The sequence below is a fragment of the Pseudomonas sp. CCC4.1 genome (assembly GCF_035019225.1).
Taxonomy (GTDB): Bacteria; Pseudomonadota; Gammaproteobacteria; order Pseudomonadales; family Pseudomonadaceae; genus Aquipseudomonas; species Aquipseudomonas bubulae.
Genome location: NZ_JASJWL010000011.1, coordinates 1 through 14,373, shown reverse-complemented (window position 1 = coordinate 14,373; position 14,373 = coordinate 1). Strand labels below are relative to the sequence as shown.

At 58.4% G+C, this 14,373-nt stretch carries 12 protein-coding genes; 8 read left to right on the top strand and 4 right to left on the bottom strand.

What is annotated here, in order from left to right; translation table 11 throughout:
• Positions 1 to 77 precede the first annotated feature (77 nt).
• From QN377_RS06890 to QN377_RS06875, 4 genes are all read right to left on the bottom strand, one after another.
• Positions 78 to 2,924, bottom strand: a complete 2,847-nt coding sequence (locus tag QN377_RS06890) for a valine--tRNA ligase (RefSeq protein WP_095001227.1) — start codon at positions 2,922 to 2,924, stop codon at positions 78 to 80.
• A gap of 172 nt (positions 2,925 to 3,096) precedes the next feature.
• Positions 3,097 to 3,492, bottom strand: coding sequence for a DNA polymerase III subunit chi (locus tag QN377_RS06885; RefSeq protein ID WP_095001228.1), 396 nt, complete (start codon positions 3,490 to 3,492; stop codon positions 3,097 to 3,099).
• A gap of 7 nt (positions 3,493 to 3,499) precedes the next feature.
• The gene (locus QN377_RS06880; RefSeq protein WP_095001229.1) at positions 3,500 to 3,952 is read right to left on the bottom strand and encodes a DNA polymerase III subunit chi; all 453 of its coding nucleotides are present in this window, start codon (positions 3,950 to 3,952) and stop codon (positions 3,500 to 3,502) included.
• Between the two features lie 59 nt (positions 3,953 to 4,011).
• Entirely contained in the window at positions 4,012 to 5,502 is a 1,491-nt protein-coding gene (locus tag QN377_RS06875) for a leucyl aminopeptidase (RefSeq protein ID WP_095001230.1), read from the bottom strand.
• A gap of 310 nt (positions 5,503 to 5,812) precedes the next feature.
• Between QN377_RS06875 and lptF the strand changes: the two genes are divergently transcribed.
• From lptF to pdxJ, 8 genes are all read left to right on the top strand, one after another.
• Positions 5,813 to 6,931, top strand: coding sequence for an LPS export ABC transporter permease LptF (gene lptF / locus QN377_RS06870; protein ID WP_095001231.1), 1,119 nt, complete (start codon positions 5,813 to 5,815; stop codon positions 6,929 to 6,931).
• A complete protein-coding gene (lptG, locus tag QN377_RS06865) occupies positions 6,924 to 7,985 on the top strand; it encodes an LPS export ABC transporter permease LptG (protein ID WP_095001232.1) in 1,062 nt (353 codons plus the stop codon). The genes lptF and lptG overlap by 8 nt, the downstream gene beginning before the upstream one ends.
• A gap of 161 nt (positions 7,986 to 8,146) precedes the next feature.
• Positions 8,147 to 9,946: a translation elongation factor 4 gene (gene lepA / locus QN377_RS06860; protein WP_095001233.1), complete on the top strand. Its 1,800-nt coding sequence runs from the start codon at positions 8,147 to 8,149 to the stop codon at positions 9,944 to 9,946.
• 5 nt (positions 9,947 to 9,951) lie between these two features.
• Positions 9,952 to 10,806, top strand: coding sequence for a signal peptidase I (gene lepB, locus QN377_RS06855; protein WP_095001234.1), 855 nt, complete (start codon positions 9,952 to 9,954; stop codon positions 10,804 to 10,806).
• Between the two features lie 218 nt (positions 10,807 to 11,024).
• Entirely contained in the window at positions 11,025 to 11,714 is a 690-nt protein-coding gene (gene rnc, locus QN377_RS06850; protein ID WP_095001235.1) for a ribonuclease III, read from the top strand.
• A complete protein-coding gene (gene era / locus QN377_RS06845) occupies positions 11,707 to 12,609 on the top strand; it encodes a GTPase Era (RefSeq protein ID WP_095001236.1) in 903 nt (300 codons plus the stop codon). Before rnc ends, era begins: the two co-directional genes overlap by 8 nt.
• A 161-nt stretch (positions 12,610 to 12,770) precedes the next feature.
• Entirely contained in the window at positions 12,771 to 13,460 is a 690-nt protein-coding gene (recO, locus tag QN377_RS06840; protein ID WP_095001237.1) for a DNA repair protein RecO, read from the top strand.
• 51 nt (positions 13,461 to 13,511) lie between these two features.
• The gene (gene pdxJ, locus QN377_RS06835; RefSeq protein WP_095001238.1) at positions 13,512 to 14,255 is read left to right on the top strand and encodes a pyridoxine 5'-phosphate synthase; all 744 of its coding nucleotides are present in this window, start codon (positions 13,512 to 13,514) and stop codon (positions 14,253 to 14,255) included.
• The last annotated feature ends 118 nt before the right edge of the window (positions 14,256 to 14,373 follow it).

The window sequence follows — 14,373 nt, the reverse complement described above, 5'->3', positions numbered from 1 at the left end:
CCACAAAAGCAATCGCGGGCAAGCCCTTAGTTCCTTTCAGAGCTAAGGGCTTGCCCGCGATCAGGTGCGCAGCTTTATTACAGGCTGGAAATCCGCGCGTGCTGTTCGGCCAATTTGCTCAAGGCTTGTTCGGCTTCGGCTAACTTGGTTCGTTCTTTTTCGATGACTTCGGCCGGAGCTTTGTCAACGAACGCGGCGTTAGAGAGTTTTCCACCTACGCGGGCCACTTCGCCGTTCAGACGCTGGATTTCCTTGTCCAGACGCGCCAACTCTGCATCTTTGTCGATCAGGCCGGCCATGGGCACCAGCACTTCCATCTCGCCTACCAGTGCGGTAGCCGACAGCGGTGCTTCGGCGCCCTCTTGCAGCACGGTGATCGCTTCGAGTTTAGCCAGCTTTTTGAGCAAGGCATCGTTCTCGGCCAGACGGCGTTGATCTTCGCTGCTGACGTTTTTCAGGTAGATCTGCAAAGGCTTGCCCGGGCCGATGTTCATTTCGCCACGGATGTTGCGAATACCCAGCATCAGGCCCTTGAGCCATTCGATATCGTCTTCGGCGGCCTGGTCGATGCGCGCTTCGTTCGGTACCGGCCACGGTTGCAGCATGATGGTCTTGCCTTCAGCACCGGCCAGCGGCGCGATGCGCTGCCAGATTTCTTCGGTGATGAATGGCATGAACGGATGCGCCAGGCGCAACGCCACTTCCAGCACCCGAACCAGCGTACGGCGAGTGCCGCGCTGACGTTCTACCGGGGCGTTTTCGTCCCACAGCACAGGCTTGGACAGTTCCAGGTACCAGTCGCAGTACTGGTTCCAGATGAACTCGTACAGCGCTTGCGCCGCGAGGTCGAAACGGAACTGGTCGAGGTGACGGGTCACTTCTGCTTCGGTGCGCTGCAGCTGCGAGATGATCCAGCGGTCAGCCAGCGACAGTTCGTAGGCTTCGCCGTTCTGGCCGCAGTCTTCGCCCTTGTCCAGCACGTAGCGTGCGGCGTTCCAGATCTTGTTGCAGAAGTTGCGATAGCCTTCGACGCGGCCCATGTCGAACTTGATGTCACGGCCGGTGGACGCCAGCGAGCAGAACGTGAAGCGCAGGGCGTCGGTACCGTAGCTGGCGATGCCGTCGGCGAATTCGTCGCGGGTCTGCTTCTCGATTTTCTTCAGCAGTTTTGGCTGCATCAGGCCGGTGGTGCGTTTGGCCACCAGGTCTTCGAGCTCGATGCCGTCGATGATGTCCAGCGGGTCCAGGACGTTGCCCTTGGACTTAGACATCTTCTGGCCTTGACCGTCACGGACCAGGCCGTGGACATACACGGTCTTGAACGGAACTTGCGGGGTGCCGTCTTCGTTTTTCACCAAATGCATGGTGAGCATGATCATCCGGGCAACCCAGAAGAAAATGATGTCGAAACCGGTAACCAGCACGTCAGTGGAGTGGAAGGTTTTCAGTGCTTCGGTTTTTTCCGGCCAGCCGAGGGTGGAGAACGTCCACAGACCCGAACTGAACCAGGTGTCGAGCACGTCGTTGTCCTGTTGCAAGGCAACGTCCGGGCCCAGGTTGTTCTTGGCGCGTACTTCGGCCTCGTCGCGGCCTACATAGACTTTGCCCGACTCGTCGTACCAGGCCGGAATGCGGTGGCCCCACCACAGCTGACGGCTGATGCACCAGTCCTGGATGTCGCGCATCCACGAGAAGTACATGTTTTCGTACTGTTTAGGCACGAACGCGATGCGCCCGTCTTCCACGGCAGCAATGGCAGGCTCTGCCAGAGGCTTGGTCGACACGTACCACTGGTCAGTCAGCCACGGTTCGATCACGGTGCCCGAACGGTCGCCTTTCGGCACTTTCAGGGCGTGATCATCGACGCTGACCAACAGGCCGGCTTCGTCGAAATCAGCGACAATTTGCTTCCGCGCTTCGAAGCGGTCCAGGCCTGCATACTTGGCCGGCAGGGTACCGTCGATGGACTCGTTCAGCGTGCCATCGAGGTTGAACACCTGGGCAGCAGGCAGCACGGCGGCGTTTTTATCGAAGATGTTGAGCAGCGGCAGGTTGTGACGCTTGCCGACTTCGTAGTCGTTGAAATCGTGGGCCGGGGTGATTTTCACACAACCGGTACCGAATTCAGGATCGCAATAATCGTCCGCGATGATCGGAATGCGGCGGCCAACCAGCGGCAGTTCGACAAACTTGCCGATCAGGGCCTTGTAGCGCTCGTCTTCCGGGTTTACCGCAACAGCTGCGTCGCCCAGCATGGTTTCCGGACGGGTGGTAGCAACCACCAGGTAGTCCAGGCCTTCGGCGGTCTTGGCGCCGTCAGCCAGCGGGTAGCGCAGGTTCCACAGGAAACCTTTCTCGTCGTGGTTTTCCACTTCAAGGTCGGAGATGGCCGTGTGCAGCTTGGTGTCCCAGTTGACCAGGCGCTTGCCACGATAGATCAGGCCGTCTTCGTGGAGGCGCACGAAGGCTTCCTTCACGGCTTCAGACAGGCCGTCATCCATGGTGAAGCGCTCGCGGCTCCAGTCTACGGACGAACCCAGGCGGCGGATCTGACGGCTGATGTTGCCGCCGGACTGATCTTTCCATTCCCAGATCTTGTCGAGGAATTTTTCACGACCCAAATCGTGGCGGTTCAGGCCTTGTGCTTCGATCTGACGCTCGACCAGCATCTGGGTGGCGATACCGGCGTGGTCGGTACCCGGCTGCCACAGGGTGTTGCGGCCCTGCATGCGACGGAAACGGATCAGGGCATCCATGATCGCGTTGTTGAAGCCGTGCCCCATGTGCAGGCTGCCGGTGACGTTCGGCGGCGGAATCATGATGGTGTACGGGTCGCCCGCGCCTTGCGGGGCAAAATAATTCTCTTCTTCCCAGGTTTTGTACCAGGAAGTTTCAATGGCGTGCGGCTGGTAGGTCTTATCCATGCGCGGCGGGACCCTATTGGCATTAATTCAGGAAAGCCGGCAAGTATAGCGGGGTGGGACTGCGCGGGGAACCTATTGCTGTTGTGGGAGCGGGCTTGCTCGCGATACGGGCAACCCGGTGCATCGGCTTCATTAAGGTGCTGCAATCGCGAGCAAGCCCGCTCCCACAGGGTCAGCTTTGATGTTGGGCGAGCAGACGCTCCATGTGGGCATCAAGGCGGCGCTTGATCTCGGTTTCGATGTGCGGGGCGAAGTCGTTGATCACGTCCTGCATGATGGCCTGGGCAGCAGTGCGCAGTTCTCGGTCCAGGTGCGCAAGCAGTGCGTCAGGGGCTTTCTCCGTCGCGGGCGCCGGGGTGATGCCGACCAGCGGTATTTGCGTGGGCACCGGCTCCGGCTCTGGTTCATCGCTGATAACTTCGTCGAGCAACGGGATCTGTTCGTCGGGCCGACCTACCATCTCTGTCAGCAGCGGCGGTTGCAGCCCCTCATCGCCGAGCAGCTTGCGAATGGACTCAAGATCATCAAGCAGGTGTGCAGCTTTTTGCGGCGAATTGGAGGTGTCCATCGTGTACTCAGAGTCGTTGTAACTTGTGGTCCTGCAGAGGATAGCCCTGTTCTCGGTAGAAACGGAAACTCTCCCGTGCAGCCTGTCGCACGGCGGGGTCTTCGACTACCACTTCGGCCACGCGGGCGAAGCGCTTGAAAAAGTCGGGGACTTTGAGGTCCAGGTTGATCAGTAAGTCTTGGTGGCTTGCGGGTGCATCCGTACAGCCCATGACCACGACGCCATCGGGTTGGTCTTCAGTGTTGCTGTGGGGCACGAAGCTTTCGCCCTTGAAGCGCCACAGGCGTTCATCCAGGTCCTGGCGCTGGGCACTGTCAGAGCAATGCAGATACACGCGATGGCCCAGGCGCCAGGCCTTCTCGGTGAGTTTGCAGGCAAAATCCAGCCGCGCAGAGGGTTCGGCGCTGGGCAGGATATAAAAGTCGATCTTGGTGAGTTCTTGGTTTGCTTCGGGGGTCATTGCGATTCCTGAATCGGGACTGCGCCGCCCTCAAGCGGCGCAGTCTTCGATTGTCAGCTTCAAGCGTTGGCGCGATCCAGCAGGTACTGGGTCAGCAGGGGCACTGGGCGGCCACTTGCGCCCTTGTCCTTGCCGCCGCTGACCCATGCCGTGCCGGCGATGTCCAGGTGCGCCCAGTTATAGGCCTTGGCAAAACGCGACAGGAAGCAGCCAGCAGTGATGGCGCCGCCTTTAGGCCCGCCAATGTTGGCCATGTCGGCGAACGGGCTGTCCAGTTGTTCCTGGTACTCGTCGAACAGCGGCAGTTGCCATGCACGGTCGTCGGCTTGCTTGCCGGCTTCCAGCAACTGGTTGATCAGGTCGTCGTTGTTGCCCATCAGGCCCGAGGTGTGAGCGCCCAATGCAACCATGCAGGCGCCGGTCAGGGTGGCGATGTCGATCACGGCCTGTGGCTTGAAGCGCTCGGCGTAGGTCAGGGCGTCACACAGCACCAGACGGCCTTCGGCGTCGGTGTTGAGGATTTCGACCGTCTGCCCGCTCATGGTCGTCACGATGTCGCCCGGGCGTGCCGCGCCGCCGCTAGGCATGTTTTCAGCACAGGCCAGAATGCACACCAGGTTGATCGGCAGTTTCAGCTCGAGTACGGCGCGCAGGGTGCCGAACACGCTGGCAGCACCACCCATGTCGTACTTCATTTCATCCATGCCGGCGCCCGGCTTGAGGCTGATGCCGCCGGTGTCGAAGGTGATGCCTTTACCTACCAGTACGTACGGTTTTTCGGATTTTTTGCCACCGGCGTAGTTCATCACGATCAGACGAGGCGGCTGGTCGCTGCCCTGGCCTACAGCGTAGAACGCGCCCATGCCCAGATCCTTGATCTTTTTCTCGTCAAGGATTTCGACTTTCAGGCCTTTGAACTCTTTGCCCAGATCCTTGGCCTGCTCGGCAAGGAAGCTCGGGTGACAGATGTTCGGCGGCAGGTTGCCCAGGTCGCGGGTGAACGCCATGCCGGCGGCAATTGCCTGGGCGTGGGTCACGGCGCGCTGCACTTCAGCCTGCGCGGCCTTGATGGTCAGCAGGGTGATTTTTTTCAGGGCGCGGGGTTCGGCCTTCTGGCTTTTGAAACGGTCGAAGGTGTATTCGCCGTCTACGAGGGTTTCGGCCAGCAAGCGGGTCTTGCTGTAGCTGTCGCGGCCCTTGACCACCAATTCGTCCAGTGCGAACACCGCATCGCTACCGCCCAGGCCTTTGAGTACACCCAGTGCGCCGCTGATGATTTTGCGGAACGGGCGATCGCCCAGTTCTTCATCCTTGCCGGTACCCAGCAGCAGCACGCGCTCGGCTTTGAGGTTGGGCAAGCTGTGCAACAGCAGGCTTTGACCGGTTTTGCCGGCCAGGTCGCCGCGCTTGAGGACTGCGCTGATGGCGCCACCGGTGAGTTCGTCGAGGGCTTTGGCGGTTGGGCCGAGCTTGCGGCCTTCGCCGATGGCGACCACCAGAGTGGCCGTTTTCAACGTTTCTGGGCTAACGCTTTTTACAACCAGTTCCATGTCCGGGTCCCTGAGTCAAATGGTCAACATGCGCACAAACAGTTCTGTTTGTTTGCTTATATAGAAGAAGCGCTTCACCTGTGATCAAGGCTGGCGTCAAGGCGGGCAGTTTGAACCCCGTCGGAGGAGCCTGACAACCCCGGTTTAGGGCCAAGTTGCCACTTTCAAGACTGTGCAGTGACAGGGGAGGGCATTCACAGGATAATGCGCCATCTTTTTAGACGGCCCATCTCATCTATGATGAGGTATGTGCCGACTCGTTATGCTGTTTGTTTGGCCGCCTTAGCCTGACGACCCTGGAGTGTCTGGTTTGATCGTCTTCCGTTATCTGTCCCGCGAAGTCCTGCTTACATTGAGCGCTGTCAGTGCTGTGCTGCTGGTCATCATCATGAGCGGTCGCTTCATCAAATATCTGGCCCAGGCCGCCTCGGGCGCCCTGGACCCGGGTTCGTTGTTCCTGATCATGGGCTTTCGCCTGCCGGGCTTCATGCAGCTGATCCTGCCTCTGGGGCTGTTCCTGGGCATTCTTCTCTCTTATGGTCGCTTGTACCTTGAGAGCGAAATGACCGTGCTGTCGGCTACCGGCATGAGTCGTCAGCGGTTGCTGGCCATGACCATGGCACCGGCTGCGCTGGTCGCGCTGATCGTGGCCTGGCTCAGTCTGAGCCTGGCCCCGCAGGGCAACAATGAATTTCAGCTGCTGCTCAACAAGCAGGATGCCCTGACCGAATTCGACACCCTGGAGGCCGGGCGCTTCCAGTCGCTGAGTGACGGTACGCGGGTGACCTACACCGAAGAATTGAGCAATGACCGCAGCCTCTTGTCCGGCGTATTCATTTCGCAGAAGAAACTCGGAGAAGAGGCCAAGGATCGCAGTATTTCCGTGCTGCTGGCCGAGAAGGGGCATCAGGAAGTGCGTCCTGACGGCAGTCGCTGGCTGGTGCTGAACAATGGCTATCGCTATGACGGCAATCCTGGACAGGCCGATTATCGGGCAATCAAGTACGACACCTATGGTGTGCTGCTGCCCAAGCCGGAAGTCAGCAATGAAGTGACAGACCGCGATGCGATCCCTACCGCAAGCCTTCTCGGCAGCACGGATCCTCGCGTGGTTGCCGAGCTGCATTGGCGGATTGCCTTCCCCGTGCTGGTCTTTATCGTGACCTTGATCGCAGTGCCGTTATCGCGGGTCAATCCGCGTCAGGGGCGCTTCCTCAAGTTGTTGCCGGCGATTCTTCTTTATATGAGCTACCTGAGCATGCTGACCTGGGGCAAGGGGCTTCTTCAGGATGGCAAGACCCCGATGGCGCTGGGCCTGTGGTGGGTGCATGGGCTGTTCCTGATCATTGGCCTGGGGTTGATGTACTGGGAGCCGCTGCGCTTGAAACTGGCAAGTCGCCGTAGTGCCGAGGAGATGGCCCGTGGTTAAGCTCGACCGCTACATTGGTAGCAGTGTGTTGTTGGCGATTCTGGCCGTGTTGGGGATCATCCTCGGGCTGGCCCTGCTGTTTGCCGTGATCGACGAGATGCGCAGTCTCAGCAGCACCTACACCGTTCTGGATGTGTTCAGTTTTGTCATGCTGACTGCGCCCCGACGCCTGTATGAAATGTTGCCGATGGCAGCGTTGATTGGCTGCCTGATCGGTTTGGGCGGCCTGGCCAGCAACAGTGAGCTGACCATCATGCGTGCCGCAGGTGTGTCCCTTGGGCGCATCGTCTGGGCCGTGATGAAGCCGATGCTGGTGCTGATGGTTGCAGGGGTGCTGATTGGCGAATATGTGGTGCCTGCCACGGAAAACATTGCCCAGGCCAACCGCGCGCTGGCCCAGGGCGGTGGCGACTCGCAAAGCTCCAAGCATGGCTTGTGGCACCGCCAGGGTGATGAGTTTATCCATATCAACGCCGTTCAGCCCGATGGCCTGCTTTACGGTGTGACCCGTTATCGCTTCGACAAAGACCATCAGATGCAGTCGGCAAGCTTTGCCAAAAAGGCCCAGTACCACCAGGGCGACTGGCAGTTGAGTGATGTGAGCACCACTCTTTTTCATGGCGACAGCACTGAGGTAGTCAAGGCGCCTGAAGAAAAATGGGACGTGTCGTTGAGCCCGCAACTGCTCAATACCGTGGTCATGGCGCCCGAATCGCTGTCGATTTCCGGGTTGTGGAACTATATCCACTACCTCAAGGATCAGGGCCTGAACAACGGCCGTTACTGGCTGGCTTTTTGGGTCAAGGTGTTGCAGCCGCTGGTGACTGCCGCGCTGGTATTGATGGCCATATCTTTCATCTTCGGCCCGTTGCGCTCTGTTACGCTGGGGCAGCGGGTTTTTACCGGGGTGCTGGTAGGGTTTACCTTCAAGATCGCCCAGGACCTGCTGGGGCCTTTGAGCCTGGTGTTCGGCTTCTCGCCGCTGTTTGCGGTGCTGCTGCCGGCTTCCATTTGTGCCGTGGCCGGTATCTGGCTGTTACGTCGGGCGGGTTGAGTAGCGCTCATTGAGCCAATCAAGAGCCTCTATCTCGCGATAGGGGCTTTTTTGTAGGTGCCCATTGGCCTGTGAACGTGACGCTTGGCGCGATGTTCAGGTACAATTCCCGGCTATTTTTCGGCGGGCAGTCTGCCTGCGACTTTTTTGAGTGTTGACCCGTGAGTGATCTGAGTCATATCCGCAATTTCTCCATCATCGCCCACATTGACCATGGCAAGTCGACGCTGGCCGATCGTTTCATCCAGATGTGCGGTGGCCTGACTGCCCGCGAAATGGAGGCCCAGGTACTGGACTCCATGGACCTCGAGCGTGAGCGCGGGATCACCATCAAGGCCCACAGCGTCACCTTGTATTACACGGCCAAAGACGGTAATACCTACCAGTTGAACTTCATTGATACCCCGGGCCACGTTGACTTCACCTACGAAGTTAGCCGTTCCCTGGCGGCCTGTGAAGGTGCGTTGCTGGTGGTCGATGCGGGGCAGGGTGTAGAAGCCCAGTCCGTAGCCAACTGCTACACCGCGATTGAGCAGGGCCTGGAAGTCATGCCGGTGCTGAACAAGATCGACCTGCCACAGGCTGATCCTGATCGCGTTAAGGAAGAAATCGAAAAAATCATTGGCATCGACGCCACTGATGCCGTGACCTGCAGTGCCAAGACCGGCCTGGGCGTGGACGAGGTGCTTGAGCGCCTGGTACACACCATTCCTGCGCCGACCGGCAATATCGAAGATCCGCTGCAAGCGTTGATCATCGACTCCTGGTTCGATAACTACCTGGGCGTTGTGTCCCTGGTTCGCGTGCGCCACGGCCGCGTGAAAAAGGGCGACAAGATTCTGGTCAAATCCACCGGCAAGATCCACCTGGTGGACAGCGTTGGTGTATTCAACCCGAAACACACCGCCACTGCAGACCTGAAAGCCGGTGAAGTAGGTTTCATCATCGCCGGTATCAAGGACATTCACGGTGCGCCAGTGGGCGATACCCTGACCTTGAGCACGACTCCGGATGTTGATGTACTGCCCGGTTTCAAGCGTATTCAGCCTCAGGTATACGCGGGCCTGTTCCCGGTTAGCTCCGATGACTTCGAAGACTTCCGTGATGCGTTGCAAAAACTGACGCTGAACGACTCTTCGCTGCAATACACGCCAGAAAGCTCTGACGCACTGGGCTTCGGCTTCCGTTGCGGCTTCCTGGGCATGCTGCACATGGAGATCATTCAGGAGCGCCTGGAGCGCGAGTACAACCTGGACCTGATCACCACTGCGCCAACCGTAATTTTCGAACTGCTGCTCAAGACCGGTGAAACGATTTACGTCGATAACCCGTCCAAGCTGCCAGATCTTTCAATGATTGAAGACATGCGCGAGCCAATCGTGCGTGCCAACATTCTTGTGCCTCAGGAGCACCTGGGTAACGTCATTACCCTGTGCATTGAAAAACGTGGCGTGCAGCACGACATGTTGTTCCTGGGTACCCAGGTACAAGTGACCTACGATTTGCCGATGAACGAAGTGGTTCTGGACTTCTTCGACCGTCTCAAATCCACCAGTCGCGGCTATGCTTCGCTTGATTACCACTTCGATCGTTACCAGTCAGCTAATCTGGTCAAGCTCGATGTGCTGATCAACGGTGACAAGGTAGATGCGCTGGCCCTGATCGTGCACAAGGAAAACGCGCACTACAAAGGTCGCCAGTTGACCGAGAAGATGAAAGAACTGATTCCGCGCCAGATGTTCGACGTCGCGATCCAGGCCGCCATTGGCGGGCAGATCATTGCACGGACCTCCGTCAAGGCACTCAGAAAGAACGTACTGGCCAAATGCTACGGTGGTGACGTTAGCCGCAAGCGCAAGCTGTTGGAAAAGCAAAAGGCCGGTAAAAAACGCATGAAGCAAGTGGGCAACGTGGAAATTCCACAAGAAGCCTTCCTTGCAGTGCTCCGTTTGGATAGCTAGGTCCTATGTCACTAAATTTCCCGCTGTTGCTGGTCATTGCTGTTGCCGTGTGCGGTTTGCTGGCGCTGCTCGATTTGGTCTTCCTGGCTCCGCGCCGGCGCAAGGCCATTGCCAACTATCAAGCCAGCGTTACGCCGGTTGATATGCAGGTAGTCGAAAAGCTCAACAAGGAGCCGCTGCTGGTTGAATACGGCAAGTCGTTCTTTCCCGTGTTGTTTATCGTGCTGGTGTTGCGTTCGTTTCTGGTTGAGCCGTTCCAGATTCCGTCCGGCTCGATGAAACCGACCCTGGATGTGGGCGATTTCATTTTGGTGAACAAGTTTTCGTACGGGATCCGCTTGCCGGTACTCGACACGAAAATCATCGAAGTGGGTGATCCGAAGCGGGGCGATGTGATGGTGTTTCGCTACCCAAGCGATCCGACAGTCAACTACATCAAGCGTGTAGTTGGCCTGCCGGGCGACAAGATCCGCTATACCAGCGACAAGCATCTTTATGTCAACGACCAACTGGTTGCCGAGCAACTGGTCAAGGCCGAGCCTGGAACCCTGGGCAGTGCCGAGTTGTACAAAGAGAAGCTGGGCGAAGTCGAGCACATGATCCGCAAGGAAATGAGCCGCTATCGTGCGCCGCCTGACAAGGAGTGGACGGTTCCGGCCGGGCATTACTTCATGATGGGTGACAACCGTGATAATTCGAACGACAGCCGTTACTGGGATGATCCGAACATTCCCAAAGACGAGCTGGGCATGGTTCCCGACAAGAATATTGTCGGCAAGGCCTTCGCTGTTTGGATGAGCTGGCCGGAACCCAAGGCGAGCAACCTGCCGAACTTCTCGCGGGTTGGTCTGATCAAGTAGCCAGAACGGCGCTGTTTATAACAGCGCCGATTGCTTTTCAGGTGTGCGAAACAAGTCGCGCGCCTGAGTATTCAGGATGTGGATTTGAACAAAGCGTTAAGTGTGACGGCGGCGAACAGCCTGTTCCCTGTCCATTTGCTATGCGATAAACGAGCATCACTGATCCCTAATATCGGTCCGGTGGTGACATTCGGCCACGAACTCAGCGTGGGTAAATCGTGAGTTTTTCTTTAGAACGTTTAGAGCGTCAGCTCGGCTACACCTTCAAAGACCAGGAACTGATGGTTCTGGCCCTGACACACCGCAGTTTCGCGGGGCGCAATAACGAGCGCCTTGAGTTCCTGGGGGATGCCATTCTCAATTTTGTTGCCGGCGAAGCCTTGTTTGACCGTTTCCCGCTGGCGCGTGAAGGCCAGTTATCACGCTTGCGTGCGCGGCTGGTAAAGGGTGAGACCCTGGCAGTACTGGCCCGCGGCTTTGAGCTGGGCGAGTACCTGCGCCTGGGTTCCGGTGAACTGAAAAGCGGCGGATTTCGCCGTGAATCGATCCTGGCCGATGCCCTTGAGGCGCTGATCGGCGCCATTTACCTGGACGCCGGCATGGATGTCGCTCGCGATCGCGTACTGGCCTGGCTGGCCAGCGAGTTCGAGACGCTGACCCTGGTCGACACCAACAAAGATCCAAAGACCCGCCTGCAAGAGTTCTTGCAGTCGCGTGCCTGCGACCTGCCACGTTACGAAGTGGTGGATATCCAGGGCGAACCGCATTGCCGCACCTTCTTTGTCGAGTGCGAGATTGCCTTATTGAATGAAAAAAGCCGGGGACAGGGCGTGAGCCGTCGTATTGCCGAACAGGTAGCGGCCGCCGCAGCACTGATTGCCCTTGGCGTGGAGAATGGTCATGACTGATTCAACCGCAACTCGCTGTGGCTACGTTGCCATTGTTGGTCGTCCAAACGTGGGTAAATCCACACTGCTGAACCATATCCTGGGTCAAAAGCTGGCGATCACCTCGCGCAAGCCTCAGACCACCCGCCACAACATGCTGGGCATCAAGACCGAAGGCAACGTGCAAGCGGTCTACGTGGATACCCCGGGCATGCACAAGGGCGGCGAAAAGGCCCTGAACCGCTACATGAACAAAACCGCTTCGGCTGCGTTGAAAGACGTCGATGTGGTGATCTTCGTTGTTGACCGCACCAAGTGGACCGACGAAGACCAGATGGTGCTGGAGCGCGTGCAGTACGTAACCGGCCCGCTGATCGTGGCGTTGAACAAGACCGATCGTATCGAAGACAAAGCCGAGCTGATGCCGCACCTGAGCTGGCTTCAGGAGCAACTGCCGAACGCCCAGATCATCCCGATCTCGGCTCAGCACGGGCACAACCTTGAAGCCCTTGAGCGCGTGATTGCCGATCACCTGCCGGAAAACGAGCACTTCTTCCCGGAAGACCAGATCACCGATCGCAGCAGCCGCTTCCTGGCCGCCGAACTGGTACGTGAAAAGATCATGCGCCAGATGGGTGCCGAGCTGCCGTACCAGATCACCGTCGAGATCGAAGAGTTCAAGCAGCAGGGCAAAACCCTGCATATCCATGCCTTGATTCTGGTTGAGCGTGATGGTCAGAAAAAAATCATCATTGGCGACAAGGGCGAGCGTATCAAGCGTATCGGTACCGAAGCGCGCAAGGATATGGAGCTGCTGTTCGACTCCAAGATCATGCTTAACCTTTGGGTTAAAGTGAAAGGTGGCTGGTCCGACGACGAGCGCGCCCTGCGTTCGCTGGGCTACGGCGACCTGTAAGCACAGCATTACCCCCCCCTGTGGGAGCGGGCTTGCTCGCGATAGCATCAACTCGGAACTTCAGACAGGCCGAGTTGCTGCTATCGCGAGCAAGCCCGCTCCCACATTAGTTTTATGCTGTTCTTCCTGGCAGTGTTTGCCTTTTGAGATAGCTGACTTCCATGTCCAGTAAACCCCCGGCCCCCCAACTCGCCTACGTCCTGCACAGTCGCCCCTATCGTGAAACCAGTGCCCTGGTGGATTTCATCACGCCTCAAGGGCGCCTGCGGGCCGTGCTGCGCAGTGCGCGGGGCAAGGCGGGGACGCTGGCCCGGCCTTTTGTGCCGCTGGAAATCGAATTTCGCGGCCGTGGCGAGCTGAAAAACGTCGGACGCATGGAGAGTGCCGGGATTGCCACCTGGCTCAATGGCGAAGCGCTGTTCAGCGGCCTCTATCTCAATGAGCTGCTGATCAGGCTGTTGCCAGCCGAAGACCCGCATCCCGCGGTCTTCGACCACTATGCCGCGACGCTGGTGGCGCTTGCGCAAGGACGCGCGCTCGAACCTCTGCTGCGAGCGTTCGAATGGCGCCTGCTGGACGATCTGGGCTATGGCTTTTCGTTGACCCGGGACATTCAAGGCGAACCGGTGGCCAGCGATGGCATGTACCGTTTGCAGGTAGATGCCGGGCTTGAACGGATTTATCTGGTGCAGCCCGGTCTGTTTCATGGCACTGAACTGCACGCAATGGCCGAGGCTGACTGGACCGTGCCCGGAGCCTTGTCCGCCGCCAAGCGCCTGATGCGTCAGGCATTGGCCGTGCATTTGGCTGGTAAACCGCTGGCCAGTCGTGAGTTGTTTCGCAAGCCCTGAATAGACCGGTATGCTGTGCGCCGAATCGTCAACTCTTCAGGAGAGCCCCCCGTGACCCAAAGCAATCGCATTCTTCTCGGCGTGAACATCGACCACGTAGCCACGCTGCGTCAGGCTCGCGGCACCCGTTACCCTGATCCGGTCAAGGCAGCGCTGGATGCAGAAGAGGCGGGCGCCGACGGCATTACCGTGCACTTGCGCGAAGATCGTCGACATATCCAGGAACGCGATGTGTTGCTGCTCAAGGATGTCCTGCAAACGCGCATGAACTTCGAAATGGGCGTTACCGAAGAGATGATGCTGTTTGCCGAGCGCATTCGCCCGGCGCATATCTGCCTGGTGCCTGAAACCCGTCAGGAACTGACCACCGAAGGCGGTCTGGATGTTGCCGGGCAGGAAGCGCGGATCAAGGCAGCTGTCGAGCGGCTGAGCAAGATTGGCTGTGAAGTGTCGCTGTTTATTGACGCCGATGAGCGTCAGATCGAAGCGTCCAGGCGCGTAGGCGCACCGGCAATCGAACTGCACACCGGACGCTATGCCGATGCCCAGACCCCGACCGAAGTCGCCGAAGAGTTGCAGCGTGTCGCCGATGGCGTTGCGTTTGGCCTGGCTCAAGGGCTGATCGTCAATGCTGGCCACGGTCTGCATTACCACAACGTGGAAGCGGTAGCCGCGATCAAGGGCATCAATGAATTGAACATTGGCCATGCGCTGGTGGCGCATGCATTGTTCGTGGGCTTCAAGTCGGCAGTGGCTGAAATGAAAGCGCTGATTGTGGCTGCGGCCAAGGTTTAAAAACGGCTACGGGGATCATTCAATTGTGGGAGCGAGCCCTGTCTCTTATACACATCGGCGGATTGCCGCTTGTGGATGTAAAAAAAAATAGGGGGGGGGGGGGGGGGGGGGGGGGGGG